Source organism: Streptomyces pimonensis, assembly GCF_041380215.1.
Taxonomy (GTDB): domain Bacteria; phylum Actinomycetota; class Actinomycetes; order Streptomycetales; family Streptomycetaceae; genus Streptomyces; species Streptomyces pimonensis.
In genome coordinates, this window is the sequence record NZ_JAHWZY010000003.1 from 57,088 (window position 1) to 79,698 (window position 22,611).

Consider the following 22,611-nt stretch of genomic DNA (forward strand, 5'->3'; position numbering starts at 1 on the left):
CGCCGGCGAGACCCCCGGCGTCGGGAGGACCCGCGCTCAGTGCGTGGGGGCCGCCGCGCTGATGTCCGCCAGGGCGGAGTGCGGGTCCTCCGTCGCGGCGAGGTCCCCGAGGCTCACCATCCCCACCGGACAGCCGCCGCGTTCCACCACCGGAAGCCGTCGCACGGCGTGCCGCCGCATCAGTTCCACGGCGTGATCGGTGGTGTCCTCGGGGTCGAGTGTCACCAGGGGCGGACGCGTGCACAGGGAACCGACCGTCGTGGCCTCCGGGTCACGGCCCTCCGCGACGCCCCTCAGCACGATGTCACGGTCGGTGAGCACACCGAACAGATCGCAGTCGTACGCGACGAGGACGTCGCCGATGTCCTGCTCGCGCATCAGGCGCGCGGCCCGCGCCACCGTCGTCATGGGCTCGACGGACGCGGTGTCCGCGGACATCACGTCCCGTATCCGTGTGGTCATGGGCACCTCCCGGTACGTGGCCGGCCTGGACTCCCCGTGCCGCCGCGTAGCCCGTTGCGCGGTGCGTAAACCAGCCGGGGCGAGGGCGGGCGCGGGGCACGCCCCCCCTCGCCCCGGCTGCACGGCTGCGGGAACCTCCCCGGTGACACCGTTCAGTGGTGAGCGCCCGCGGCGCCTCCGTGCCTCATCCGACCGGTGACCGGCGCGCGACGCAGCGCCGAGGGTCCTGGACAGCGGGCCGACGGTTGTCGAGCGGATGCCCGGGCGCACGGCCCGCCCGAAGGCGCCCCGTCAGGACGGGACGCCGTCCCCGCCCTCCGCCTCGACGGCCTCGTCCACGCGCCGGGCCGCCCAGGCCAGGAACTCCCGTACCGCCGCTCCGGGCAGCGTCGACACGGACTCGCGGGGGCGTCCGAAGCTGCGCAGCGCGTCCGTGACCAGTGGCCGGAAGTCCGCCTCCGAGGCGGCGACGATCCCGGCCGCCCCGCGCTTGGCGAACCAGCGGCCGGTGCGGCAGTACACCACGGAGCGGCAGCCGTTGAGCCCCCGGTTGTCGGCCGCGTGTCCCTCGCCCTCGGCGTGTTCCCGCACGGAGGCGTGGAGCGCGGTGAGCACGGCGGCCCGCTCCGGTGCGGCGATCACGTCCCGTACCGGCCCGCCGAACAGCGGGAGACCGGCCTGGTGGGTGACGGAACGGTCGAGGACGTACCAGAACGCGGGCGACTCCTCGGGGCCGTGGCTGACCCTTTCGGGCAGGGACGGTCCGGTGTTGAGGTCCATGAGGTACCCGGCCCCGCCGCAGGGACGGCCGGCGAAATCGGCCGGGTACACGACCAGTTCCAGTCCGGCCGCGGGACAGGGCGGGGTGGGGTGGGCCAGCGCCCCGGCCATTTCGGACAGGGCACGCCGGGAGAGCGAGCGGTCCACCACGACGGTCACGTCGACGTCGCTGCGCCCGTGCCGGTAGCCGCCGAGCGCGGGGGATCCGACGGCGAGGACGCTCACCAGGCGGGGGCCGCAGACGGCGCGCGTACGGCGGACCAGTTCGTCGAGGTAGTGACGGACCTCGGGGGGCGGGGCGGGAGTAGGGCTCATGGGGCCAGCGCCGGCCCGCGGGTACACGTCAGTTCCACAGTTCGTCGCTGTCGCACACCTGCGCGCCCATGTTGCGTTCCATCATCCGCAGGGCGGCGTCCGCGAGGTCGGCGTGGATGTGGGCGACGGCGTCACGGGGGACGGTCACGTCGAAGTGGCGGATGTGCGCGTCGAGCGACGAGTAGAGGACGCACTGCTCCGTGACCTGGCCGCACAGCACGAGCCGGTCGACACCCTGCTGGTTGAGCAGATAGCCCAAGGGGGTCTCGAAGAAGATCGAGTGCCGGGCCTTGACGACGAAGAGGGAGGAGTCGTCCGGCACCAGCGGTTTCACGAGGCGCGCGTGCGGTCCCGACAGGACCTTGTCGAGCAGCTCGCCGTGGTGGGAGCGCCACTCGCCGAAGTTGTCGTTGACGTAGATCACCGGCACGTCCCGGCGCCGCGCCCGTTCCAGCAGGGTGGAGACGACCGGTACGACCGACTCCGCGGAGGGGATCAGATGCTCGGCGTCCGGGTGGTCGTAGGTGTTGATCATGTCGATGACGATCAGCGCGCTCTTGCCCATGTTCCCAGGGTTCCACCCCCGGGGGAGATCAGACATGTTCACTCGCACACACGGCCACGGCGGCCTCCTTTGGTCCAGGGCCGTCCGGCCCTGGACCCGGCGGGATCCGCCGACGACGATGGAGGAATGATCCACAGCGAGGGCTTCCGGTCGCTCGGCCGCCAGGAGTGCCTGCGCCTGCTGGCCGAGGTGCCGGTCGGTCGCGTCGTCTACACCCGGCAGGCGCTGCCCGCCGTCCAGCCCGTCGGCTTCGTCCCGGACACGGATTCCTCCGTGGTGCTGTGCACCTCGGCCGCCTCCGGTCTGGTCCGGGCGGTCGACGGCGTCGTGGTCGCCTTCGAGGCCGACGCCTTCGACGCCGGGAGCCGGTCCGGCTGGAGCGTGGTGGTCACGGGCCGGGCGGCCGTGGTGACCGACCCGGCCGAGCACGAACGCCTGCTGCGGACCGGGCCCCGCTCATGGGTACCGACGCACGACGGGGTGTTCGTCCGGATCGAGGCCGAGATGGTCACGGGCCGGGAGCTCGTGGGACTGCCCGGGCCCGGCTGAATTGGTGCCCCGCCGGCGGGGCGTCGTCCCGCCGCCCCGCGGAGGCCGCGTTCGGCGGGCACGTCGTTTCAGGAGCTGCCCGAACGGCGCCGGACCGTGTCGCGGGGCCGACGGAGACCGTCCGTGCGTCGACCGCCGTCGTCGCGGCGGACCGGAGCCTTCGTGCTCGGCTCGGACGGCGCCGGGGCGGTGCGCATCCCGGCCTCCTGGACGCGCCCGGTCGGCTTCGAGCCGCAGCGCGGCCGGCTCTCCAGCCGGCCGCGAACCGCGCTCCCGCCGGAGCCGCCGCTCACCGCCGTGCCCGCCCGGCTGTGCTCCTGGACGCGCGCCCGGCTCGTCGGACCGGCCGGGAAACCGGCCCTGTCGGGCCGCATTCCCTCGGCGTGCCACGCGGAGGCGGTGCCGCGCCGGCGTATCGGCGGGTTCTCCACCGGCCGGCCGGTCCGGCTTCACGGAGCGTCCGCGGGCCTGCTGCGGGAGACGATGCGGGCGCCGCGGCCGTCGACGGCACGGACCTGGAGCGAACCGCAGCCGCAGCGGGTCCACACCGTGCTGCCCGTCGCGGTGCCGTGCCGGGAGACCACCTGGAACGGCTCGGCACCGTCCGGCCACCCGCAGTACGGGCAGAACGTGCCGGTCGTACCCGTGGTGCCGGTCGTGCTGGTCATGGTGACTCCTCGGATCCTCGATCACAGGGGTGCGCTGTCGATTGTCGCGACACAGCAAGGGTGCTTCGTACCTTCCGTACACGTCCAGGTTGACTTTGTGCACACCATCGTTAAGCGTGAACTTCATGATTGATCTGCGTCGGCTGCACGTCCTCAGGGCGGTCGCCCACTACGGCACGGTCACCGCGGCCGCCCGCGCGCTGCACTTCACCCCGTCCGCCGCCTCCCAGCAGATCCGTCAACTCGCCCGCGACCTGGACGTCGACCTGCTGGAGCCGCAGGGGCGGGGGGTGCGGCTCACCCCGGCCGCCGAGAGCCTGCTGGCGCACGCCGACGCGATCCAGGCGCGCTGGGACCAGGCCGAACGGGACCTGAGCGCCGACCAGGGCGCCCCGGCCGGGGTGCTGCGTGTCACGGGGTTCCCGGTGGCGATCTCGGTGCTGCTGGCGCCGATGGCCGTCCGGCTGGGCGAGCGTCATCCGCGGTTGTCCGTGCGGATCGCGGAGGCGGAGGTGACGCGGAGCTTCGACCTGCTCTTCGAAGGGGCCGTCGATCTGGCCGTCGTCGAGTCCACCCCGCGCAACCCGCCGCTGAGCGACACGCGGTTCGACCAGCAGCCGCTGCTGGACGACCCGTTCGACCTGGTGGTCCCGGCGGTGCATCCGCTGGCCGGGCACGAGCGGATCGACCTCGCCGAGGCGGCGCGCGAGCCGTGGATCGTGCCGGTGCCGGACAGCCCTTGCCGGCCGCACGTGCTGGCCGCGTGCGGTGCGGCCGGCTTCGCCCCGGACGTCGTCCACCACGCCTGCGACTGGAACGTCACCGCCCATCTCGTCGCCCACGGCCTCGGCGTCGCCCTGATTCCGCGCCTCGCCCGTCTCGCCCCGGACCTTCCGGTCACCCGTGTGCACTGCACCGGCAACCCGCGCCGCAGACTGCTGACCTGCACCCGCGGCGGCGGCCACGCCCGCCCGGCGGTGGCCGCCGCCCTGTGGGAGCTGCGCGAGCTGGCGCCCACGGCGGTCGCCTGAGAGCGGGACGGCGGCCGGCCTCCCCGACACGCGGGCGTCCGTGCGGGCCACCGGAGGCGGCGCCGGCGGCCGGGGCCGTGGCGCCCGCGTGGGGGAGGGCGGAGCCGACGGGTGGTCCGTCCACCGGCGGGCCGGCGTTCCTGCCGGTGCGCTACCGTCCCGGCGCCCCGGTCCGCAGGCCGTCCATGACCAGGTCCAGCAGCCGGGTGGCGCGCGGCTGCCAGTCCTCGGCGGGATCGAGCTGCCAGAGGCCGCCGATGGCGAGGACGAGGTCGTCCGCGGTCACCCCCGGACGAATGGATCCGGCCTCCTCACAGCTGCGCAGCAGGAGTTCCGCCGCCTCGGTCACCGAGCTGTGTCCCGGCTTCGCCGGGCTTCCCGGCCCGCTGGCGGCCTGTCGGATGGCGTCGGCCAGTCCGGCCTTGGCCATGGCGAAGCGGGCGAGTCCGTCCATCCACTCGCGCAGCGCGCAGTCGGGCTCCCGCGTGCTCAGCAACTGCGCCGCGCTGTCCGCCACCTGCTGCATCTCGTACCGGTAGATCTCCATGACGAGCGCCTCACGGCTGGGGAAGTTCCGGTAGAGCGTGCCCTGCCCGACGCCCGCCTTCTTGGCGATCACGCTCAGCGGGGTGTCCGCCGCGCGCGTGAGTTCGATGAGGGCCACCTCCAGGATGCGCTCGCGGTTGCGCTGCGCGTCCGAGCGCAGGGGCGGTGTCGTGCTCCGCGGTGTCCGCGCGCACGGGCGCGCGTCCTTCTCGTGCTCCACTCGTCCTCCTCCCGGACCGTGACCGAAACCCGTACTTGAGAACCGGACAGCTGTCCACTACGTTCTTGGGGTAACGGACAGCTGTCCGTTTCGTGTCCATCGTATCGGTGGACACGGACGGCGCGGGACGCCCGGTTCCATGTCCTCGACGACCGGTGCGTTCCCGGTGCCTCCCTTTCCTCCGCGCGGTCCCGAACACTCCACGTTCCTCACGGCCCACCCCCCCCATGTCATCGACTCGTCCGCCTTCCAGATCCCGAAAGAAGGCTGCCCATGGCCCCCTCGACGTCCAGCAGCGTCACCCTGGACATCAACGGCGAGAAGCACACGCTGTCCGTCGACCACCGCACCACCCTGCTCGACGCCCTGCGCGAGCACCTGGATCTGACCGGTACCAAGAAAGGCTGCGACCAGGGACAGTGCGGTGCCTGCACGGTCCTGGTCGACGGCCGCCGCACCGTGTCCTGCCTGCAACTGGCCGTCGCGTCCGACCGGCGCGAGATCACCACCGTGGAGGGCCTGGCCGACGGGGACCGGCTGCACCCGGTGCAGCAGGCCTTCCTCGACCTGGACGGCTTCCAGTGCGGCTACTGCACCCCCGGCCAGATCTGTTCGGCCGTCGCCGTCATCGAGGAGCACGCGGCGGGCTGGCCCAGCGCCGTCACCGGGGACGTGCGGCCCGAAGCGGGACCGCCGCCCCTGACCCCAGAGGAGATCGGAGAACGCATGAGCGGCAACCTGTGCCGTTGCGGCGCGTATGTGCAGATCGTCGAGGCGGTCGCCCGCGCTGCCGCGGAGCACCGCGGCGAGACCGGGGAGGCCGCAGCATGAGGGAGTTCGACTACCGGCGCGCCGACGACGTCCCGGGTGCGGTGGCGCTGCTCGACGCCGACCCCGACGCCCGCTACCTCGGCGGCGGCACCAACCTCGTCGACCTGATGAAGAGCGGTGTCGAGCGCCCGGCCCGGCTCGTCGACGTCCGCGCCCTCCCGCTGGACCGGATCGAACCGGCCGGCGACGGCGGGCTGCGCATCGGCGCCACCGTCACCAACAGCGACCTCGCCGCACACCCCGGGATCCGCCGGAACTACCCCGCCCTCGCCCAGGCCGTACTCGCCGGCGCCTCCGGGCAGTTGCGCAACATGGCCACCGTCGGCGGCAATCTGCTCCAGCGCACCCGCTGCGGCTACTTCACCGATGTGACCAGGCCCTGCAACAAGCGTGTCCCCGGCAGCGGTTGTCCCGCCGTCGAGGGCGAGCACCACAACCACGCCGTCCTGGGAGCCTCCGACCACTGCGTGGCCGTCCACCCCTCCGACATGGGTGTGGCGCTGACCGCGTTCGACGCGGTCGTCTCCTATGAAACCGCCGACGGACCGGGGGAGTCGCCGCTGGCCGACTTCTACCTCCCGGTGGGTGACACCCCGCACCGGGAGACCGCCCTGCCGCCCGGCGCGCTCATCACCCACGTCACCCTGCCGCCCGCGCCGGTCGCCGCCCGCTCGCGCTACCGCAAGGTCCGCGAACGCGCCTCGTACGCCTTCGCGATCGGCTCGGTCGCCGCCGCCCTCGACGTCGGCGGGGGAGTCGTGCGCGAGGCCCGCCTCGCCCTCGGGGCCGTGGCGTCCCGGCCCTGGCGGGCCCGCGCCGCCGAACGCGTGCTGAACGGCGCCCCGGCCACCGCGGAGTACTTCACGGCGGCGGCGGACGCCGAACTCGCGGCCGCCAGGCCGCTGCCCGACAACGGATACAAGGTGACCCTCATGCGCAACCTCGTGGTGGCCGTGCTGTCCGAACTGGCCGAGGAGGCCGCCCGATGACCACCGCGACGACGGCAGGCGCCGTCGGTACCGCGCACACCCGCGTCGAGGGCCGCGACAAGGTCACCGGAGCCGCCCGGTACGCCGGCGAGGTCCCCTTCGCCGGCCTCGCCCACGGCTGGTTGGTGCTGTCCACCGTCGCCCGCGGCCGGATCCTGTCCGTCGGGACCGAGCCGGTGCTCGGCATGCCGGGTGTGCTCACCGTCCTGCACCACGGGAACGCCCCGCGTCTCGACACCGACTACATCGGCATGCTGGGCGTTCCACCGGACCCGACGGCCGCGGTCTTCCAGAACGACCGGGTCCCGCATGCCGGCTGGCCCGTCGCGCTCGTCGTGGCCGAGACGCCGGAAGAGGCCCGGGAGGCCGCCGAGGTGCTCGTCGTCACCTACGAGCGGGAGCCGCACGACATCGGGCTCTCCGCCGGCCGCCCGGACGCCTACGCGGCGGACGGGCACCTGCCCGCGGTGACGGAGAAGGGTGACCTGGAGGCCGAACTCGCCACCTGCGCCCACGTGGTGGACGTGGAGTACACCACGCCCGAAGAGCACCACGCCATGATGGAGCCACACGCGGCGACCGCCCTGTGGGACGGCGGCCGGCTCGAGGTCGTCGACTCCAACCAGGGCACCACCTGGGTCGCCGACGAGATCGCGCGGATGTTCTCACTGGAGGCGTCCGCGGTGCGGGTGCGCTCCGAGCACGTCGGCGGCGGCTTCGGCAGCAAGGGCCTACGGGCCCACCAGGTGTCCGCCGTGATGGCCGCGACCGCCTTGCGGCGGCCGGTCCGCGTCGTCCTGACGCGACGACAGATGTTCTCGCTCACCGGCTACCGCAGTCCCACCGTCCAGCGGGTCCGGCTCGGCGCCGGCCCCGACGGCCGGCTGCGCGCCCTCGAGCACCGTTCGCTGAACCAGACGTCGACGGTCTGGGAGTTCGTCGAGCCGAGCGCCGGTGTGGCGCGTGTGATGTACGACGCCGACGCCCACCGCACCTCGAACGAGGTGGTACGGCTGGATGTGCCGTCCCCGACGTGGATGCGCGGGCCGGGCGAGGCGCCCGGGTCGTTCGCGCTGGAGGCGGCGCTCGACGAACTGGCCGAGCGGTGCGGCATCGACCCGGTGGAGCTGCGGCTGCGCAACGACCCCGAACGCGGCCCGGTCTCCGGGCTGCCGTTCGCCGGCCGTAACCTCGCCGCCTGCTTCCGCGAGGGCGCCCGCCGTTTCGGCTGGGCGGGCCGCGACCCGCGCCCGGGGACGCGCCGCGAAGGGCGCTGGCTGCTCGGCACCGGCACGGCCGCGGCCTCCTTCCCTTCGGGCGCCCTTCCGTCGACGGCCGCGGTGACCGCGGAGGCGGACGGCACCTACACCGTGCGGATCGCCGCGGCCGACGTCGGCACCGGGGCGCGCACGGCGCTCACCCTGGTGGCCGCCGACGCGCTCCGGGTGGCGCCCGACCGGGTACGGGTGCGCATCGGCGACAGCGACTTCGGCCCGGCGGGGATCGCGGGCGGCTCCACGGGCACCCGCTCCTGGGCCTGGGCGGTCACGGCCGCCGCCGAGGAACTGCGCGGCCGGCTCGTCCCCGGAGGCGCCGTGCCCCCGGAGGGCGTCACCGTACGGTCCGACACCACCGCCGCCCTCGGCGCCCTCGCCCCGAGGGAACGGCACTCCTTCGGGGCGCAGTTCGCCGAGGTGGCCGTGGACGTCGCCACCGGAGAGGTGCGGGTGCGCCGGATGCTCGGCGTCTTCGCCGCGGGCCGGATCGTCAACCCGCTCACCGCGCGCGGTCAGCTGGTGGGCGGCATGACCTGGGGCATCTCGATGGCCCTGCACGAGGAGGCGGTCCGGGACCGCGCCTTTGGCGGTCTCTACGGCGCCGATCTGGCCGGTTACCACGTCGCCACCCACGCCGACGTGCCGAAGGTCGAGGCGGACTGGATCGACGACCCGGACCCCGACGACCCCGTCGGCATCAAGGGCATCGGCGAGGTCGGCATCGTGGGCGCGGCGGCGGCCGTCGCCAACGCGCTCTGGCACGCGACCGGCGTACGCCACCGGAACCTGCCCATCCGTCCGGACCGGGTGCTGCGGGCGGGAGGAGCGGATGTTTGACATCGCCGGCGAGCTGCACCGCTGGCTGACCGAGGGCCGGGAGTTCGCCGTGGCCACGGTGGTGTCCGTGGGCGGCAGCGCGCCGCGCGGGCCCGGCGCCGCCCTCGCCGTCGACCGCGGGGGCGCGGCGATCGGCTCGGTGTCCGGCGGGTGCGTGGAGGGCGCGGTGTACGACCTGTGCGCCCAGGCCCTGGAGGACGGCGAGACCCGTGTCGAACGGTTCGGGTACAGCGACGAGGAGGCCTTCGCCACCGGCCTGACCTGCGGTGGAGTCATCGACATCATGGTGAGTCCGGTCGGCGTGCAGGCGCCTGTCCGGCCGGTGCTGGAGGCGGCGCTGTCGGCCGTCCTCCGGGGCGGACCGGGAGCACTGGCCCGGGTCGTCCGGGGCCCGGCGGAACTCCTCGGCAGGGCCCTGTTCGTCCACCCGGACGGGTCGTACGAGGGTGGCCTCGGCGGCGCTCCCGAACTGGACCGGACGGCGGCCGGGGAGGCCGGGGCGCTGTGGGGGGCCGGCCGCGCCGGCACGGTCGCCGTCGGGGAGGACGGGACGCGCTGCCCCGGTGGTCTCACCCTGTTCGTGGAGTCCTCGGCGCCGCCGCCCCGCATGATCGTCTTCGGGGCGGTCGATTTCGCGGCGGCGCTGGTGCGGGCGGGCAAGTTCCTCGGCTACCACGTCACGGTGTGCGACGCGCGGCCCGTGTTCGCGACCGGGGCCCGCTTCCCGGAGGCCGACGAGGTCGTGGTCGACTGGCCGCACCGCTATCTGCGGGGCACCGGGACCGACGCGCGCACGGTGCTGTGTGTCCTCACCCACGACGCGAAGTTCGACGTACCGCTGCTGAAGGCGGCCCTGGGCCTGCCGGTGGCGTTCGTCGGCGCGATGGGCTCGCGGCGCACCCACGCCGACCGCGAGCGCCGTCTGCGCGAGGCGGGCGTGGGCGAGCGGGAGCTGGCCCGCCTCCGTTCCCCGATCGGCCTCGACCTCGGCGCCCGCACCCCCGAGGAGACGGCGCTGTCGATCGCGGCGGAGATCGTCGCCACCCGCCGGGGTGGCACGGGCGTCCCCCTGACGGGCTCGGACACCCCGATCCACCACGAGGAGCGGAACGCGCCGGCAGTCGCCTGAGCCCACGCGGAGGGGGCCGGAGCGATGCGGCTCCGGCCCCCTCGCCGTGCGTGCCGGGCCGGGGCCGGAGGCGGTGCTCCGGCCCTCGCGGGGTGGGCTCAGACGGCTGCCGGCGCGTCGATGAGGCCGTGGAGACGGGTGATGACCTCGGTCAGCTGGCCGACGACCTCGCTGTCGTCGGCCGGGTGGGTCTCGGCGAAGCGGGTCACCGAGCCGGGGATGGAGAGCTTGATGTCCTCGATCACCTTGCCGCCGGCAATGCCCACGGCCTTGCGGGCCTCGTCCTGCGCCCAGACGCCGCCGTACTGGCCGAAGGCGGTGCCGATCACGACGACCGGCTTGCCGTTGACGGCGCCGGCGCCGTAGGGGCGGGACAGCCAGTCGATGGCGTTCTTCAGGACGGCCGGGACCGTGCCGTTGTACTCGGGCGTGAAGAGCAGCAGGGCGTCGGCGCCCGCGGCGGCCTCGCGCAGCGCGGCGGCGGCGGCCGGGACGCCGCCCTCGACGTCGAGGTCCTCGTTGTAGAAGGGGATCTCCGCGAGCCCCTCGTAGAGCGCCACCTCGGCACCCGCGGGAGCGAGCTTGACTGCGGCCTCGGCGAGCTGGCGGTTGTGCGAGCCGGCGCGGAGGCTGCCGACGAGGGCGAGGATGCGAACAGACATGGGAGAACTCCAGGGGGGATGCCGAAATACTGCCGAAACAATCCGGACCGAGGTCCGTTTATCCGTTGTAGCACTTGAACCGGACTGCGGTCCAGTTTCTTCCCGATGCTTTACGCTGGCTTCATGTCCGCCGCGCCGCCGCCAGCCCCGGCACCCCAGGACCCCGCACAGCCGCAGGAGTTGCTGCAACTCGGCACCGACCCCGACGAGCCCTGCCTGCGCGCCGACGCCGCACGCAACCGGGCCCGCCTGCTGGAGGCCGCCGCGCTGCTCGTGGCCGAGCGCGGGGCCGACAGCATCACCATGGAGGAGGTCGCGGCGGCGGCCCGCGTGGGCAAGGGGACGGTCTTCCGCCGCTTCGGCGACCGCACCGGTCTACTCACCGCCCTCCTCGACCACTCCGAGAAGAAGTTCCAGGCCGCCTTCCTCACCGGCCCCCCGCCGCTCGGGCCGGGCGCGCCCCCGGCCGAGCGGCTGCGCGCCTTCGGCCTCGCGACGCTCCGCCGCACGGCCGAGGAGCTGGAACTGCAACTGGCGGCCGAGCCGGGAGCGGGCCGCCGTTTCACCAGTCCGCCCCGCCGCGTACTGCGCCACCATGTGACCCTGCTGCTGCGCGAGGCGGTCCCGGAGGCGGACTGCGAAGTCCTCGCCCACACGCTGATGGCCCAGCTCGACCCCGCCCTGATCCACCATCTGATACGGCAGTGCGGCATGCCGCCGGAGCGGCTGGAGTCCGCGTGGCTGGACCTGGTCGACCGGGTGACGGGCCCGGCGGCCGTCCGCTGACGAGGTGTCAACTCCCCCGGATGATCGACCGGTTACGGCTTCTGCGAGGATGCCGTACGTCATGGTGCAGATAACGAACACGCCCGCGCCCCCCGCACCGGCACGCTCCGTACCCACGAGCGCCGATGTGGCCCGCCTGGCCGGCGTCTCGCGTGCGACCGTCTCCTACGTCCTGAACAACGCCGGTGCCGTCCGGATCAGTGAACCCACCCGTCGCCGGGTCCGCGAGGCCGCGAGGGAACTCGGGTACGTGCCGCACGCGGCGGCCCGCAGCCTGCGCGCCGGACACAGCCGCACGGTCCTGATGCCCGCGCCCGCCTTCCCCGTCGGGCCGCTCTACAGCCGGTTCATCAACGATCTCCAGGCCTCCCTCGCCCGCCTCGACTACACGGTCGTGCAGTACGGCACCGTCGGCCTGCACGACGACGAGGCCGCCCGCGCCTGGGCCGAGCTGAGGCCCGTGGCGGTCCTGGTGCCCGGCTCCGGGCTCGGCCCGCGCGGCGTCGAGGTGCTCAAACGCTCCGGGGCGCGGGCCGTGGTCACCCTCGGTCCCGAGCCCGTCGAGGGCGCGCACGCCCTGCTCATGGACCACGACGTCGTCGGACACAGCGCCGGCGCCCATCTCCTCGACCGGGGCCGCCGCCGGATCGGCGTGGTCGTTCCCGGGGAGCCCGGCCTGGAGGCGTTCTCCGCGCCCCGCCTGGCCGGCGTGCGCGCCGCCCTGCGCGGCACCGGCGCCACGGTCACCGAGCTGCCGCTCGCGCTCGACGAGGGCGCCGCCGCCCGGCTGGCCGCCCGCTGGCGCGCGCTCGGTCTGGACGCCGTGTTCACCTACAACGACGAGTACGCGATGCTGCTGATGCGCGCGCTCCAGGACGAGGGGGTCCGCATCCCGGAGGAGACCGCCGTACTGGGCGCCGACAACCTGATGCTGGGCCGGCTGCTGCGGCCCCGGCTGAGCACCGTCCACCTCGAACTGCCGGCCGGCCGCGAGCTGGCCGGACTGGTCGATCGCGCGGTGCGCGACCCGGCCGCGGCACCCGGGGCGCACAAGGTGCTGGGGGCCTCGGTGATACGGCGCGAGTCCAGCTGACAGGCGCGCGGGGCCGTGCCGAGACGCGGCTGCGCCATGGGGACGCGAAGGGGTACCGGGGCGAGCACCCCCGGTACCTCCGCCCGGGGTGCCGCCTCCTCCGGAGGCGCGGCCGCGGCCGTCTCAGGCGTCCGGCGTCTCGCCCTGCTGCGCCTGCTGCTCGGCGATCTGCTTGCGGACGTCGTCCATGTCGAGCTCGCGGGCCTGCCCGATGACGTCCGTCAGAGCGGCCTCGGGCAGCGCACCCGGCTGGGCGAACACGGCGACCTGGTCGCGCACGATCATCAGCGTCGGGATCGACTGGATGCCGAAGGCCGCGGCCAGTTCCGGCTGCGCCTCGGTGTCCACCTTGCCGAACACCAGGTCGGGGTTCTCCTCCGCCGCCTTCTCGTACACCGGTGCGAACTGGCGGCACGGACCGCACCAGGCCGCCCAGAAGTCGATCAGTACGAACTCGTTGTCCGTGACCGTCCGGTCGAAGTTCTCCTTGGTGAGCTCCACGGTGCTGCTCATCGCGCGTTCCCTCTTCCTGGGTCGGGTCGGTCCGTCGGCACAACACGGCCGGCCGGTCACGTATTCCGCGCCCCTACCCGTGTGGCCCCGGGGCACACCACCCACCAGACTGACGCCATGACGGAAACGCAATCGACGCAACCGGAATCAACCGCCTACGACGTCGTGGTGCTCGGCGCCGGGCCCGTGGGGGAGAACGTCGCCGACCGCACCCGTGCCGCCGGGCTGACCACCGCGGTCGTGGAGAGCGAACTGGTCGGCGGCGAGTGCTCCTACTGGGCGTGCATGCCCAGCAAGGCCCTGCTGCGCCCGGTCGTGGCCCGGGCCGACGCCCTCCGCGTCCCCGGTCCGAGCCGGTCCGTCCAGGGGCCCCTGGACGCCGACGCCGTACTCGCCCGCCGGAACTCCTTCACCTCCGACTGGAAGGACGACGGCCAGGTCCGGTGGCTGGAGGGCATCGGAGCCGACCTGTACCGCGGTCAGGGCCGGCTCACCGGTCCGCGCACCGTCGCGGTCGCCGGCGCCGACGGCGGCCGGCGGGTCCTCATCGCCCGGCACGCCGTCGCCGTCTGCACCGGCAGCCGCGCCCGGCTGCCCGACCTGCCCGGACTCGACGGGGTGCGGCCCTGGACCAGCCGCGAGGCCACCAGCGCGCAGTCCGTGCCCGGCCGGCTGGTCGTGGTCGGCGGCGGGGCCGTCGCCACCGAGATGGCCTGCGCCTGGCAGGCCCTCGGCTCACGGGTCACCGTCCTCGTCCGCGGCGGGAGCCTGCTGAACCGCATGGAGCCGTTCGTCGGCGAGATGGTCGCCGAGGCGCTCACCGAGGCCGGCGCGCAGATCCGCACCGGCACCTCCGTGAAGTCGGTGACCCGGGAGAACGGCACGGTCCTGGTCACCACCGACGGCGGTGACCGGATCGAGGCCGACGAGATCCTCTTCGCCACCGGACGCGCCCCGCGCACCGACGACATCGGCCTGGAGACGGTCGGTGCGGAGCCCGGCTCCTGGCTCGCCGTCGACGACAGCCTCCGCGTCACCGGCCACGACTGGCTGTACGCCGTCGGCGACGTCAACCACCGGGCCCTCCTCACCCACCAGGGCAAGTACCAGGCCCGGATCGCGGGCGCCGCCATCGTCGCCCGGGCCGCCGGGGAGCCCGTACAGGCGCAGGACTGGGGCGCGCACGCGGCCACCGCCGACCACGCCGCCGTCCCCCAGGTCGTCTTCACCGACCCGGAGGCGGCCTCCGTCGGCCTCTCCCTGGCCGAGGCGGAGCGGGCGGGCCACCGCGTCCGAGCCGTCGACGTCGACCTGTCCTCGGTCGCCGGCGCCGGTCTGTACGCCGACGGCTACAAGGGCCGGGCCCGCATGGTCGTCGACCTCGAGGAGGAGATCCTGCGCGGCCTCACCCTCGTCGGCCCCGGCGTCGGCGAGCTCATCCATGCCGCGACCGTCGCCGTGGCCGCCCGGGTGCCGATCGCCCGCCTGTGGCACGCGGTTCCGTCCTACCCGACGATCAGCGAGGTATGGCTCCGCCTCCTGGAGGCGTACCGGGACGCCTGAAGCGCAGTGGCTCAGGCCGTCGGGGGCCCGGCGTGCGCCGGAGTGGCCCCCGAGCGGCGCAGCAGCTCCAGTTCGGCCGTCCGCTGCCGCACGTTCACCGTCGGCGTGGAGGCGACGGCGAGGAACACCAGCAGCGTGCCGTATCCGCCGACCACACCGGCCGCCGTCCCCAGGGTCTCGGAGCTCACCGCGTCCACGCCCGGCCGGCCGGCCGTGTCGTGCATCGAGTGGAAGGTCATGATGATCACCACGCCCAGGAAGGCGGACAGCAGCGTCGCGAGGAACCGTCCGGGGCGCTGCCGGATCGACCGCAGGGCCAGTACGAACACGGCTCACGCCCTCGCCGTCATGTCGTCGCCCAGGTGCGCCAGCCGCTCGGTCACCGCGTCCATCCGGCCGGCGAGACGGCCGTCCGCGAGGAACAGCACGCTGTCGGCGCAGGAGGCGGCGACCGGGTCGTGCGTCACCATCACCACGGTCCGCCCGTGCACCCGCACCGCCTGCCGGAGCAGCGCCGGCACCTCTCGCGCGCTGCGCGTGTCCAGGGCCCCGGTCGGCTCGTCCGCGAAGATCACCCGGTGCTCGGCGACCAGCGCCCGCGCGATGGCGACCCTCTGCTGCTGGCCGCCGGACAGCTGGCCGGGCCGGTGCCCGAGCCGGTCGCCCAGACCGACGGCGGTCAGGGTCTCCCGGGCCCGCTTGCGGTCCACGCGCCTGCCGGCCAGCTTCAGCGGCAGCACCGTGTTCTGCGCGACGGTCAGCGTCTCCAGCAGGTTGTACTGCTGGAACACGAACCCGATCCGTCCGCGCCGGAACTGCGTCAGCTCCGTCTCGCTGCCACCCGTCAGCTCGGTCCCGTCCACCCGCACGATCCCGCTGTCCGGCCGGTCCAGACCCGCCGCACACTGCAACAGCGTCGATGTGCCCGAGCCGGACGGCCCCATCACCGCGGTGAACGTGCCCCGCTCCAGGCCGAGCGTCACCCCGTCGAGGGCGGTCACGCAACCGTCCCCCGTCCCGTAGGACTTGGTGACCTCGACCAGGCGCAGTGCCTCGGGGGCGGGTCCCGGGCCGTGGTCGTGTCGTGCCCCGCTGCGCACCATCGTCATCTCCTCCGTCCGGCACGTCCTGTGCCATGCCGACGACGCTACGGAGGAGAGGGCCGCACCACACGGGGCGCAGAACCCGTATCGGGGGGGGGTGGGGTCAGGGGCACCCCCCGGAGGGGTTCACCCGACCAGCACGACCTCCAGCGTGCGCGGGCCGTGCACGCCCTCCACCCGGTCGAGTTCGATGTCGCTGGTCGCCGACGGGCCGGAGATCCAGGTGAGCGGGCGGGCCGGGTCGAGTCGTTCGAGGGCCCGGGGGACGGAGGAGACGACCTGGTCCGGGACGCGCACCACACAGATGTGGTGGTCGGGGACGAGGGTGATCCGGCGCCGGCCCTGGTCGGGGGAGCCGTCCAGCACGATCGTGCCGGTCTCGGCGACGGCGACCGCGCAGGCGGTGACCACGCTGTCGACCCGGTCCAGCTCGTGCGGGGTGCTCTCCGCCCGGTCCGCGACCCGCGTCACCTCCGACCCGGCGAGCCACTCCTCGTCCAGACCGGGCGGAACGAGCACCGACGACGCGCCGCGCGCCGCGAGCAACCCGGCGACGACCCCGGCCAGCCCGGCCGCGTCCGTGCGGTGCACGATCGCCCGGTAGTCGGCCAGGTTCTCCGCGAGGAGGTCCACGGTCTCCTCGGCGGTGCGCTCACCGTGCTCGCGCAGATAGCCGCGGGCGACCGCCCGCTCGTACGGGGTGTCGTCCCCCGGCACGTCGGCGAGGGCACGCCGCACCCGGCCCAGGATCCGTTCCCTGCTGCTCACTTCGCCGCTCCCTTCCCGCTCTGCGTACGCTGCCACCAGTCCCGGAACGGTTCCGCCGGTACCGGCGGCAGATCCCGGGTGCCGCTCCACGCGCGGCCGGGTCCCGGCAGGGTGCGCGGATGGAGACGACGGGTGCGTGAGGCGAGGCGCTGGCCGGTGCGCAGGGCTCCGGGGTAGGTGAACGCCCAGCGGGCGGCGCGCATCGCGGCGCGCTCGGCGGCGTGCCCCTTGGCCGGCTTGAGCACCACCTTGTTGCCGCCCCGTGTCGCCTCTCCGCCCTGGACCACCCGTTCCCGCAGGTGCACCAGCACCTCGGGGATGTCGATGGCGACCGGGCACACCTCGTAGCAGGCCCCGCACAGCGAGGAGGCGTACGGCAGGGAGGCGTCGATCCCGCTCCCGGTGCCCCGTAGCTGGGGGCTGAGGATGGCGCCGATCGGCCCCGGGTAGACCGAGCCGTAGGCGTGGCCGCCGGCCCGCTCGTACACCGGGCACACGTTCAGGCAGGCCGAGCAGCGGATGCAGCGCAGCGCCTGCCGGCCCACCTCGTCGGCGAGCGTGTCGGTGCGGCCGTTGTCCAGCAGGACCAGGTGGAAGCTGCGCGGGCCGTCCTCGTCGGTGGTGCCGGTCCACGTGGAGGTGTACGGGTTCATCCGCTCGGCGGTCGAGGAGCGCGGCAGGGTCTGCAGGAACACCTCCAGGTCCTGCCAGGTCGGCACGATCTTCTCGATGCCGACGACCGAGATCAGCGTCTCGGGCAGGGTCAGGCACATCCGCCCGTTGCCCTCGGACTCCACCACCACCAGTGTGCCGGTCTCGGCGATCATGAAGTTGGCGCCGGAGACGCCGACCTTGGCGCGCAGGAACTTCTCCCGCAGGTGCTGCCGCGCCGCCTCGGCGAGTTCGGCGGGCGTGTCCGTCAGCCCCTCCGGGGCGGGGCGGCCCCACTCGCTCATCTCGCGGGCGAAGATCTCCCGGATCTCCCCGCGGTTGCGGTGGATCGCCGGCACCAGGATGTGCGAGGGCCGGTCCCTGCCCAGCTGCACGATCAGTTCGGCCAGGTCGGTCTCGTAGGCGGCGATGCCCTCCGCCTCCAGGGCCTCGTTGAGGCCGATCTCCTGTGTGGCCATCGACTTGACCTTGACGACCTCCGACTCGCCGGTCGCCTTCACCAGTTCGGCGACGATCCGGTTGGCCTCGTCGGCGTCGACGGCCCAGTGCACGGTGCCGCCCGCCGCCGTCACCGACTCCTCCAGCTGCTCGAGGTAGCGGTCGAGGTGACGGAGCGTGTGGTCCTTGATCCGCTTGCCGGCCTCGCGCAGCTCCGCCCAGTCGGACACCTCGGCGACCGCGGCGGCGCGCTTGGCGCGGATGGTGTGCGTGGCGTGCCGCAGATTGCCGCGCAGGGTGGTGTCGCGCACGGCGTCCCGCGCTGCCTCGGGAAACGCCGGGTGGGCGGGCGGGGGAAACACAGGCATTCCTACGAACGTTCCACTCATACGGCCGGCTCCTCCTCTGTGCTCGCCAGGATCTCCGCGATGTGCACCGGCCGCACGCCGGTCCGCAGCCTGGTCATCGTTGTGCCGATGTGCATCAGACAGGAGTTGTCCGCCGCGCACAGCACCTCGGCGCCCGTCGACTCGGCGTTGCGCACCTTGTCGGTGCCCATCGCCGCCGAGACGTCGGAGTTCTTCAGGGCGAAGGTGCCGCCGAAGCCGCAGCACTCCTCGGCGCCCGGCAGTTCGACCAGCTCCAGCCCCTTCACCGCCCGCAGCAGCTGCCGGGGCCGCTCGCCGAGGCCCAGCCCGCGCAGTCCGTGACAGGTCGGGTGGTAGGTCACCTTGTGCGGGTAGTACGCCCCGACGTCCGTCACCCCCAGCACGTCCACCAGGAACTCCGTGAGCTCGTACGTCCTCGGCACCACCGGCGCCAGCGCCGCCGCGAGGGTGTCCCCGCGGCCCTCCGCCCGGGCCCGCTCACCCATCCGCGGATACAGCTCCCGCACCATCGCCCCGCACGACCCGGACGGGGTCACGATCGCCTCGTAGTCCCTGAAGACATCGGAGAAATGCCGGGCGAGCGGTTCGGCCTCGTGACGGTAGCCCGTGTTGTAGTGCGCCTGACCGCAGCAGGTCTGCGCCATCGGGAAGTCGACGTCGACGCCCAGCCTGGTCAGGAGTTTCACCACGGCGCGCCCGGTGTCCGGATACAGCGTGTCGTTGACACAGGTCAGGAACAGTGCGACACGCATCGCGGCTCCTAGTGAGATCGATCATCGGGTGGATGCAGGGTAGTGGGGGAACGGGGACCCGGGGGAGAGCGTGTCAGCCCCGGGCCAGCCGGGCCTGCGCCGCCTGCCACCGCTGCGTACCGCCGCGCGGTTCGTACCGCGTCAGCAGTTGCGTGCGGGTGAGCAGCCGCCGCATCCCGGCCAGGTCGCCGACCAGGCCGTGGGCACGGGCCTGCACCAGCACGTTGCCCAGCGCCGCCGCCTCCGTCGGCCCGGACACCACCGGCAGCCCGCAGGCGTCGGCGGTCAGCTGGCACAGCAGGGCGTTGCGGGTGCCGCCGCCCACGATGTGCACGACGTCGACCGACTGCTCGGCGAGCCGCTGCGCGTCGGTGACGGCCCTGCGGTGGGCCAGCGCCAGCGAGTCGAGGATGCACCGGGTGGTCTCGGCGGGCGTGGCCGGAACCGGCTGTCCCGAGGCCCGGCAGGCCTCGGCGATCCGCTCCGGCATCCGCCCGGGCGCGAGGAACGCCGCGTCCCCGGCGTCCACCACCGACCGCAGCGCCGGCACTCTGCCCGCGTCGAGGAGCAGCGCGCCCAGATCCGGCTGCCCCCAGGCCCGCAGGCACTCCTGGAGCAGCCACAGGCCCATGATGTTGCGCAGGTAGCGGACCGTGCCGTCCAGCCCCAGCTCATTGGTGAAGTTGGCGGCCCGGCTCTCCTCGGTGAGCACCGGCGCGTCCAGCTCCAGGCCGGCCAGCGACCAGGTGCCGGTGCAGATGTACGCGAACCGCTCGCCGTTCGCCGGCACGGCGGCCACCGCGGACGCGGTGTCGTGCGAACCGACCGCCGTCACCGGAACCGGCCCGGCCAGTCCGGTCTCCTCCAGTACCTCGGGCCGCAGCACCCCGGCCGCGTCCCCCGGCCGGCGCAGCGGCGCGAACAGCGAGAGGTCGATGCCGAGGCGCTCCGCGAGGCCGTGCGCCCAGTCGCGGGTGCGCGGGTCGATCAGCTGGGTGGTCGAGGCGTTGGTCAGCTCCGTGCCCTGCTCACCGGTGAGCCAGTACGTCAGCAGGTCGGGAATCATCAACAACCGTTCGGCCTGCATGATTTGGCCCGAGTCACGGGCCGCCGTCAGCTGGTACAGCGTGTTGAACGGCGCGTACTGCAGACCGGTCGCCGCGTACAGCTCCTCGGCGGGCACGGCCGCCCAGACCTTCTCCGCGATTCCGTCGGTGCGGCTGTCGCGGTAGTGCACCGGGTTGCCGAGCAGCGCCCCGTCCGCGTCCAGCAGTCCGTAGTCCACGGCCCAGCTGTCGATGCCGACGGAATCCACCGCGCCGGCCCCCTTCAGCCCGTCCAGCACACCGGCGTACAGCCCCAGGACGTCCCAGCGCAGCCCCTCGGGCACGCGCACCGGGCGGTTGGGGAAGCGGTGGGCCTCGGTCAGCTCCAGGCTGTCGGGGCCGACGCGGCCGACCATGACGCGCCCGCTGGACGCGCCGAGGTCGACCGCGGCGTAGGACTTCACGGTGCTCATCGCAGGAAGGCGGCGGCGACGCCGGCGTCGACCGGGACGTGGAGTCCGGTGGTGTGGGTGAGGTCGCCGCCGGTCAGTGCGAACACGGCGTTCGCCACGTGCTCGGGCAGCACCTCGCGCTTCAGCAGCGTCCGCTGGGCGTAGAACTCGCCCAGCTTCTCCTCCGGCACCCCGTAGACGGCCGCGCGCTTGGCGCCCCAGCCGCCCGCGAAGATCCCGGAGCCGCGCACCACACCGTCCGGGTTGACGCCGTTGACCCGGATGCCGTGCTCGCCCAGTTCGGCGGCGAGCAGGCGCACCTGGTGCGCCTGGTCGGCCTTGGTGGCCGAGTAGGCGATGTTGTTGGGGCCGGCGAACACCGCGTTCTTGGACGCGATGTAGACGATGTCGCCGCCCAGCTCCTGCGCGGTCATCACCCGGGCCGCCTCGCGCGATACGAGGAAGGAACCGCGGGCCATGATGTCGTGCTGGAGGTCCCAGTCCTTCGCGGACGTCTCGAGGAGCGGCTTGGAGATCGAGATGCCGGCGTTGTTCACCACCAGGTCGACCCCGCCGAAGGCGAGCACGGCGGCCTTGAAGGCGTCCGCGATCTGCTCCTCGGACGTCACGTCGACGGTCACGGCGACGGCCTTGTCGGAGCCGCCCAGCTCCTCGGCGACCTGCGCGGCGTTCTCCCCGTTCAGGTCGGCGACGACGACGCACGCGCCCTCGGCCACCAGCCGCCGGGCGATCGCCCTGCCGATCCCGCTGCCGGCGCCGGTGACGAGCGCGACGCGCGTCGCGAGCGGCTTGGGCTTCGGCATCCGCTGGAGCTTGGCCTCCTCCAGCGCCCAGTACTCGATACGGAACTTCTCCGACTCCTCGATCGGCGCGTACGTGGAGACCGCCTCGGCCCCGCGCATCACGTTGATCGCGTTGATGTAGAACTCGCCGGCCACGCGCGCGGTCTGCTTGTCCTTGCCGAAGCTGAACATGCCCACGCCCGGCACCAGCACGATCGCCGGGTCGGCCCCGCGCATCGCGGGGGAGCCGGGCTCCGCGTGCCTGGCGTAGTAGGCGGCGTACTCCTCGCGGTAGGCCGCGTGCAGCTCCTTCAGCCGGGCGACCGCCTCGTCCAGCGGGGCGGACGGCGGCAGGTCGAGGACGAGCGGCCGGACCTTGGTGCGCAGGAAGTGGTCGGGGCAGGAGGTGCCCAGCGCGGCCAGCCGCGGGTGCTCGGCGCGGGCCAGGAAGTCCAGTACGGCGTCGGAGTCGTCGAAGTGCCCGACCTGCGGACGGTCCTGCGAGGCGACGGCACGGACGTACGGGGCGAGGGCGGCGGCCCGCTCCCGGCGCTCCCCCTCGGACAGCGCCTCGTACCCCTCGATCACCGGGCCGAACGGCTCCGGCCGGCCGTGCTCGGCGAGGAACGCCTCGGCGGTGCGGATGATGTGCAGCGAGTTCCGCTCGCACTCCTCGGAGGTGTCGCCCCACGCGGTGATGCCGTGCCCGCCGAGCACACACCCGATGGCCTGCGGGTTGGCCTTCTTCACGGCGGCGATGTCCAGCCCGAGCTGGAAACCGGGCCGCCGCCAGGGCACCCACACCACGGTGTCGCCGAAGCAGTCGGCGGTCAGCTTCTCCCCGTCGGCCGCGCAGGCGAGCGCGATCCCGGAGTCGGGGTGGAGGTGGTCCACGTGCGCGGCGTCGACGAGCCCGTGCATCGCGGTGTCGATCGACGGGGCCGCACCGCCCCTGCCGTGCAGGCAGTAGTCGAACGCGGCGACCATCTCGTCCTCGCGCTCGACGCCCGGGTAGACGTCGGTGAGCGCCCGCAGTCGGTCCAGTCGCAGCGCGGCCAGCCCCGCCTCGGCCAGCGTCCCGAGGTCGCCTCCGGACCCCTTGACCCACATCAGCTCGACGTCACCCCCGGTGACGGGGTCGGTCTCGGTGCCCTTGGCGGAGGTGTTGCCGCCGGCGTAGTTGGTGTTGCGGGGATCGGCACCGAGCCGGTGCGATCGGGCGAGCAGAGCGGCGGCTTCGGGATGGGTTGCCATGAACGTCCAGTCCTTACGTGAAAGAGGGTGAGTGCGTGTCCCCGAGGGCGCGGGGCGGTATCGGTGTGCGGCTCCGCCGGGTGGGCGCGGTCGGCCGCGAACAGCCGGCAGCCCGCGA

Annotated in this window: 22 protein-coding genes and 2 pseudogenes; 10 read left to right on the top strand and 14 right to left on the bottom strand. The window is 73.8% G+C overall.

Annotated features, from left to right (window positions below; genetic code table 11):
* Positions 1–36 precede the first annotated feature (36 nt).
* The 3 genes from KYY02_RS04370 to KYY02_RS04380 form a co-directional block, all read right to left on the bottom strand.
* Complete coding sequence (locus KYY02_RS04370; RefSeq protein ID WP_371236081.1) at positions 37–462, bottom strand: CBS domain-containing protein; 426 nt, start codon at positions 460–462, stop codon at positions 37–39.
* A 291-nt stretch (positions 463–753) separates the two neighbouring features.
* Positions 754–1,557 (bottom strand): translation initiation factor 2, encoded by an 804-nt coding sequence (locus KYY02_RS04375; protein WP_371236082.1) that lies wholly within the window; start codon positions 1,555–1,557, stop codon positions 754–756.
* A gap of 28 nt (positions 1,558–1,585) precedes the next feature.
* The gene (locus tag KYY02_RS04380; protein WP_371236083.1) at positions 1,586–2,122 is read right to left on the bottom strand and encodes a cysteine hydrolase family protein; all 537 of its coding nucleotides are present in this window, start codon (positions 2,120–2,122) and stop codon (positions 1,586–1,588) included.
* Positions 2,123–2,248: 126 nt separating this feature from the next.
* On the opposite strand from KYY02_RS04380, the gene KYY02_RS04385 reads away from it, so the two are divergent.
* Complete coding sequence (locus KYY02_RS04385) at positions 2,249–2,671, top strand: pyridoxamine 5'-phosphate oxidase family protein (protein WP_371236084.1); 423 nt, start codon at positions 2,249–2,251, stop codon at positions 2,669–2,671.
* Between the two features lie 165 nt (positions 2,672–2,836).
* Positions 2,837–2,935, top strand: a pseudogene (locus KYY02_RS33890) (amidase family protein); the annotation flags it as partial.
* Between the two features lie 185 nt (positions 2,936–3,120).
* Here the strand turns inward: KYY02_RS33890 and KYY02_RS04390 are convergent.
* Positions 3,121–3,339, bottom strand: a complete 219-nt coding sequence (locus tag KYY02_RS04390; protein WP_371236085.1) for a hypothetical protein — start codon at positions 3,337–3,339, stop codon at positions 3,121–3,123.
* A 125-nt stretch (positions 3,340–3,464) separates the two neighbouring features.
* Between KYY02_RS04390 and KYY02_RS04395 the strand changes: the two genes are divergently transcribed.
* Positions 3,465–4,370 (top strand): LysR family transcriptional regulator, encoded by a 906-nt coding sequence (locus KYY02_RS04395; protein WP_371236086.1) that lies wholly within the window; start codon positions 3,465–3,467, stop codon positions 4,368–4,370.
* 151 nt (positions 4,371–4,521) lie between these two features.
* On the opposite strand, the gene KYY02_RS04400 is transcribed toward KYY02_RS04395, so the two are convergent.
* Positions 4,522–5,136, bottom strand: coding sequence for a TetR/AcrR family transcriptional regulator (locus KYY02_RS04400; RefSeq protein WP_371236087.1), 615 nt, complete (start codon positions 5,134–5,136; stop codon positions 4,522–4,524).
* 273 nt (positions 5,137–5,409) lie between these two features.
* Here KYY02_RS04400 and KYY02_RS04405 point away from each other — a divergent pair, with 273 nt between their 5' ends.
* Genes KYY02_RS04405 through KYY02_RS04420 form a run of 4 tightly spaced genes read left to right on the top strand, consistent with a single transcriptional unit; the run spans position 5,410 to position 10,199 of the window.
* Positions 5,410–5,967 (top strand): 2Fe-2S iron-sulfur cluster-binding protein, encoded by a 558-nt coding sequence (locus tag KYY02_RS04405; RefSeq protein ID WP_371236088.1) that lies wholly within the window; start codon positions 5,410–5,412, stop codon positions 5,965–5,967.
* Positions 5,964–6,956, top strand: coding sequence for an FAD binding domain-containing protein (locus KYY02_RS04410; RefSeq protein WP_371236089.1), 993 nt, complete (start codon positions 5,964–5,966; stop codon positions 6,954–6,956). Before KYY02_RS04405 ends, KYY02_RS04410 begins: the two co-directional genes overlap by 4 nt.
* Positions 6,953–9,070 carry a xanthine dehydrogenase family protein molybdopterin-binding subunit gene (locus tag KYY02_RS04415; protein ID WP_371236090.1) on the top strand — a complete coding sequence of 706 codons (2,118 nt, stop codon included), beginning with the start codon at positions 6,953–6,955 and terminating at the stop codon, positions 9,068–9,070. Before KYY02_RS04410 ends, KYY02_RS04415 begins: the two co-directional genes overlap by 4 nt.
* The gene (locus KYY02_RS04420; RefSeq protein WP_371236091.1) at positions 9,063–10,199 is read left to right on the top strand and encodes an XdhC family protein; all 1,137 of its coding nucleotides are present in this window, start codon (positions 9,063–9,065) and stop codon (positions 10,197–10,199) included. Before KYY02_RS04415 ends, KYY02_RS04420 begins: the two co-directional genes overlap by 8 nt.
* Positions 10,200–10,297: 98 nt before the next feature.
* On the opposite strand, the gene KYY02_RS04425 is transcribed toward KYY02_RS04420, so the two are convergent.
* Positions 10,298–10,861, bottom strand: a complete 564-nt coding sequence (locus KYY02_RS04425; protein WP_371236092.1) for an NAD(P)H-dependent oxidoreductase — start codon at positions 10,859–10,861, stop codon at positions 10,298–10,300.
* Between the two features lie 123 nt (positions 10,862–10,984).
* Between KYY02_RS04425 and KYY02_RS04430 the strand changes: the two genes are divergently transcribed.
* Positions 10,985–11,647 carry a TetR/AcrR family transcriptional regulator gene (locus tag KYY02_RS04430; RefSeq protein WP_371236093.1) on the top strand — a complete coding sequence of 221 codons (663 nt, stop codon included), beginning with the start codon at positions 10,985–10,987 and terminating at the stop codon, positions 11,645–11,647.
* Positions 11,648–11,708: 61 nt separating this feature from the next.
* Positions 11,709–12,740 carry a LacI family DNA-binding transcriptional regulator gene (locus KYY02_RS04435; protein ID WP_371236094.1) on the top strand — a complete coding sequence of 344 codons (1,032 nt, stop codon included), beginning with the start codon at positions 11,709–11,711 and terminating at the stop codon, positions 12,738–12,740.
* Between the two features lie 123 nt (positions 12,741–12,863).
* Here the strand turns inward: KYY02_RS04435 and trxA are convergent, their stop codons facing one another.
* Positions 12,864–13,253, bottom strand: coding sequence for a thioredoxin (gene trxA / locus KYY02_RS04440; protein WP_371236095.1), 390 nt, complete (start codon positions 13,251–13,253; stop codon positions 12,864–12,866).
* A 117-nt stretch (positions 13,254–13,370) separates the two neighbouring features.
* On the opposite strand from trxA, the gene KYY02_RS04445 reads away from it, so the two are divergent.
* Complete coding sequence (locus tag KYY02_RS04445; protein ID WP_371236096.1) at positions 13,371–14,816, top strand: dihydrolipoyl dehydrogenase family protein; 1,446 nt, start codon at positions 13,371–13,373, stop codon at positions 14,814–14,816.
* A gap of 35 nt (positions 14,817–14,851) precedes the next feature.
* On the opposite strand, the pseudogene KYY02_RS04450 reads toward KYY02_RS04445, so the two are convergent.
* The 7 genes and pseudogenes from KYY02_RS04450 to KYY02_RS04480 form a co-directional block, all read right to left on the bottom strand.
* Positions 14,852–15,145 (bottom strand): annotated as a pseudogene (locus KYY02_RS04450) (ABC transporter permease); the annotation flags it as partial.
* Positions 15,146–15,148: 3 nt separating this feature from the next.
* Positions 15,149–15,925, bottom strand: a complete 777-nt coding sequence (locus KYY02_RS04455; protein ID WP_371236097.1) for an ABC transporter ATP-binding protein — start codon at positions 15,923–15,925, stop codon at positions 15,149–15,151.
* A 120-nt stretch (positions 15,926–16,045) separates the two neighbouring features.
* Positions 16,046–16,687: a LutC/YkgG family protein gene (locus KYY02_RS04460; protein WP_371236098.1), complete on the bottom strand. Its 642-nt coding sequence runs from the start codon at positions 16,685–16,687 to the stop codon at positions 16,046–16,048.
* Positions 16,684–18,186: a LutB/LldF family L-lactate oxidation iron-sulfur protein gene (locus KYY02_RS04465; RefSeq protein WP_371236099.1), complete on the bottom strand. Its 1,503-nt coding sequence runs from the start codon at positions 18,184–18,186 to the stop codon at positions 16,684–16,686. Before KYY02_RS04465 ends, KYY02_RS04460 begins: the two co-directional genes overlap by 4 nt.
* On the bottom strand, positions 18,183–18,938 hold the full coding sequence (locus KYY02_RS04470; RefSeq protein ID WP_371236100.1) for a (Fe-S)-binding protein: 756 nt from the start codon (positions 18,936–18,938) through the stop codon (positions 18,183–18,185). The genes KYY02_RS04465 and KYY02_RS04470 overlap by 4 nt, the downstream gene beginning before the upstream one ends.
* 73 nt (positions 18,939–19,011) lie before the next feature.
* Positions 19,012–20,457, bottom strand: coding sequence for a rhamnulokinase (locus tag KYY02_RS04475; RefSeq protein ID WP_371236101.1), 1,446 nt, complete (start codon positions 20,455–20,457; stop codon positions 19,012–19,014).
* On the bottom strand, positions 20,454–22,493 hold the full coding sequence (locus KYY02_RS04480) for a bifunctional aldolase/short-chain dehydrogenase (protein ID WP_371236102.1): 2,040 nt from the start codon (positions 22,491–22,493) through the stop codon (positions 20,454–20,456). Before KYY02_RS04480 ends, KYY02_RS04475 begins: the two co-directional genes overlap by 4 nt.
* Positions 22,494–22,611 lie beyond the last annotated feature (118 nt).

Bases quoted from the DNA above. Each gene is read 5' to 3' on its own strand.
- KYY02_RS04370 (WP_371236081.1), bottom strand. From the start codon at position 462: ATGACCACACGGATACGGGACGTGATGTCCGCGGACACCGCGTCCGTC.
- KYY02_RS04375 (WP_371236082.1), bottom strand. From the start codon at position 1,557: ATGAGCCCTACTCCCGCCCCGCCCCCCGAGGTCCGTCACTACCTCGAC.
- KYY02_RS04380 (WP_371236083.1), bottom strand. From the start codon at position 2,122: ATGGGCAAGAGCGCGCTGATCGTCATCGACATGATCAACACCTACGAC.
- KYY02_RS04385 (WP_371236084.1), top strand. From the start codon at position 2,249: ATGATCCACAGCGAGGGCTTCCGGTCGCTCGGCCGCCAGGAGTGCCTG.
- KYY02_RS04390 (WP_371236085.1), bottom strand. From the start codon at position 3,339: ATGACCAGCACGACCGGCACCACGGGTACGACCGGCACGTTCTGCCCG.
- KYY02_RS04395 (WP_371236086.1), top strand. From the start codon at position 3,465: ATGATTGATCTGCGTCGGCTGCACGTCCTCAGGGCGGTCGCCCACTAC.
- KYY02_RS04405 (WP_371236088.1), top strand. From the start codon at position 5,410: ATGGCCCCCTCGACGTCCAGCAGCGTCACCCTGGACATCAACGGCGAG.
- KYY02_RS04410 (WP_371236089.1), top strand. From the start codon at position 5,964: ATGAGGGAGTTCGACTACCGGCGCGCCGACGACGTCCCGGGTGCGGTG.
- KYY02_RS04415 (WP_371236090.1), top strand. From the start codon at position 6,953: ATGACCACCGCGACGACGGCAGGCGCCGTCGGTACCGCGCACACCCGC.
- KYY02_RS04420 (WP_371236091.1), top strand. From the start codon at position 9,063: ATGTTTGACATCGCCGGCGAGCTGCACCGCTGGCTGACCGAGGGCCGG.
- KYY02_RS04425 (WP_371236092.1), bottom strand. From the start codon at position 10,861: ATGTCTGTTCGCATCCTCGCCCTCGTCGGCAGCCTCCGCGCCGGCTCG.
- KYY02_RS04430 (WP_371236093.1), top strand. From the start codon at position 10,985: ATGTCCGCCGCGCCGCCGCCAGCCCCGGCACCCCAGGACCCCGCACAG.
- KYY02_RS04435 (WP_371236094.1), top strand. From the start codon at position 11,709: ATGGTGCAGATAACGAACACGCCCGCGCCCCCCGCACCGGCACGCTCC.
- trxA (WP_371236095.1), bottom strand. From the start codon at position 13,253: ATGAGCAGCACCGTGGAGCTCACCAAGGAGAACTTCGACCGGACGGTC.
- KYY02_RS04445 (WP_371236096.1), top strand. From the start codon at position 13,371: ATGACGGAAACGCAATCGACGCAACCGGAATCAACCGCCTACGACGTC.
- KYY02_RS04455 (WP_371236097.1), bottom strand. From the start codon at position 15,925: ATGACGATGGTGCGCAGCGGGGCACGACACGACCACGGCCCGGGACCC.
- KYY02_RS04465 (WP_371236099.1), bottom strand. From the start codon at position 18,186: ATGAGTGGAACGTTCGTAGGAATGCCTGTGTTTCCCCCGCCCGCCCAC.
- KYY02_RS04470 (WP_371236100.1), bottom strand. From the start codon at position 18,938: ATGCGTGTCGCACTGTTCCTGACCTGTGTCAACGACACGCTGTATCCG.
- KYY02_RS04475 (WP_371236101.1), bottom strand. From the start codon at position 20,457: ATGAGCACCGTGAAGTCCTACGCCGCGGTCGACCTCGGCGCGTCCAGC.
- KYY02_RS04480 (WP_371236102.1), bottom strand. From the start codon at position 22,493: ATGGCAACCCATCCCGAAGCCGCCGCTCTGCTCGCCCGATCGCACCGG.